Consider the following 1660-nt stretch of genomic DNA (forward strand, 5'->3'; position numbering starts at 1 on the left):
GCCTCCCGCAGTAGACCACGGGCCGCCGTCCTGGGCGCGCCCGGTGCGGCGGGGCAGGCCGTCAGAAGGGGAACTGCGAGCGGCCGTGCTGGATGGAGATCCACTTCTGGGTGGTGAACGCCTCGATCATCGAGTCGCCGTTCAGCCGGCCGAGACCGGAGCTCTTCTCGCCGCCGAAGGGGACGATCGGCTCGTCGTGGACGGTGCCGTCGTTGATGTGGATCATGCCGGTGTGGATGCGCTGCCCGACCCGGACGCCGCGCTCGATGTTGCCGGTGTGGACGGCGCCGCTGAGGCCGTACGGGGTGTCGTTGGCGATGCGGACGGCCTCGTCCTCGCCGTCGAAGGGGATCAGCAGGGCGACGGGCCCGAAGATCTCCTGCTGCAGGACGGGCGAGTCGGCGGCGAGGCCGGTGAGCACGGAGGGGCTGACGAGGTTGCCGTCGGCACGGCCGTGCAGGAGGGCCGTCGCGCCGGCCGCCACGGTCTGGTCGACGAGCTTGGAGACGGACTCGGCCTGCGAGGAGTTGATCAGCGGGCCGATCTGGGTGGCCGGGTCGGCGGGGTCGCCGACGGTGAGCGAGGCGACCTTGGCGACGAACTTCTCGGTGAACTCCGCCTCGACGGCGCGGTCGACCAGGATGCGGTTGGCGGCCATGCAGACCTGGCCCTGGTGGACGTACCGGCTGAAGACCGCCGCGTCGACGGCGTAGTCCACATCGGCGTCGTCGAGCACGATCAGGGCGCTGTTGCCGCCGAGTTCGAGGACGGCCTGCTTGAGGTTCTGGGCGCAGACGGTGGCGACGTGGCGGCCGACCTTGTCCGAGCCGGTGAAGGAGATGACCTGCGGCACGGGGTGTTCCAGCAGGGTGTCGCCGATCTCCGCGATGTCGGTGATCACGACGTTCAACAGCCCGGCGGGCAGCCCGGCGTCCTCGAAGATCCTGGCGAGCAGGGTGCCGCCGCAGATCGGGGTGTTCTGGTGCGGCTTGAGGACGACGGCGTTGCCGAGGGCCAGCGCGGGCGCGACGGACTTGAGGGAGAGCAGGAAGGGGAAGTTGAACGGGCTGATCACGCCGACGACCCCGACCGGCACGCGGTAGACGCGGTTCTCCTTGCCCTCGGTCGGCGAGGGGAGGATCTGTCCGGCGGGGCGCAGGGCCAGCTGGATCGCCTCGCGGAGGAACTCCTTGGCCAGGTGCAGTTCGAATCCGGCCTTCAGCCGGGTGCCGCCGAGCTCGGCGACGATCGCCTCGGCGATCTCCGGCTCGCGCTCCTCGACGAGGTGCAGCGCCTTCTCCAGGACGGCCCGCCTGCTGTACGGGTTGGTGTCCGCCCACGCCTGCTGGGCGCGCTCGGCGGCGCGGTAGGCCTGGTCGACCTCGTCGGCGGTGGCGACCGGGATCGAGGCGAGCTTCTCCCCGTCGAACGGGTTGAAGTCGATGATGTCCCAGGACCCCTTCCCCGGCCTCCACTCGCCGTCGATGTACTGGTGGGCCAGGTCAGTGAAGAAGGACATGAGATCCCTTACCGCAGAGAGGCAGGCAGCTGAGTGCGCTTCATATTACTTATATTTCAACAGAGTTGAAGCGCGCTCCCGGCAACCTCCGCAGCCCCGGAAACGCCCCCGCCCCCTCCGGCGCGAAGCAGTGGAGGGGGC

The 1660-nt window shown here is 69.7% G+C and carries 1 protein-coding gene; it reads right to left on the reverse strand.

Going from position 1 to position 1660, the window contains the following annotated elements; genetic code table 11:
- Positions 1-61 precede the first annotated feature (61 nt).
- The gene (locus ACFWM7_RS35210; RefSeq protein ID WP_383268842.1) at positions 62-1519 is read right to left on the reverse strand and encodes an aldehyde dehydrogenase family protein; all 1458 of its coding nucleotides are present in this window, start codon (positions 1517-1519) and stop codon (positions 62-64) included.
- Between the last annotated feature and the right edge of the window lie 141 nt (positions 1520-1660).

It is taken from the genome of Streptomyces sp. NPDC058375, assembly GCF_042723425.1.
In the GTDB taxonomy this organism is placed as follows: Bacteria; Actinomycetota; Actinomycetes; order Streptomycetales; family Streptomycetaceae; genus Streptomyces; species Streptomyces durocortorensis.

Bases quoted from the DNA above. Each gene is read 5' to 3' on its own strand.
- ACFWM7_RS35210 (WP_383268842.1), bottom strand. From the start codon at position 1,519: ATGTCCTTCTTCACTGACCTGGCCCACCAGTACATCGACGGCGAGTGG.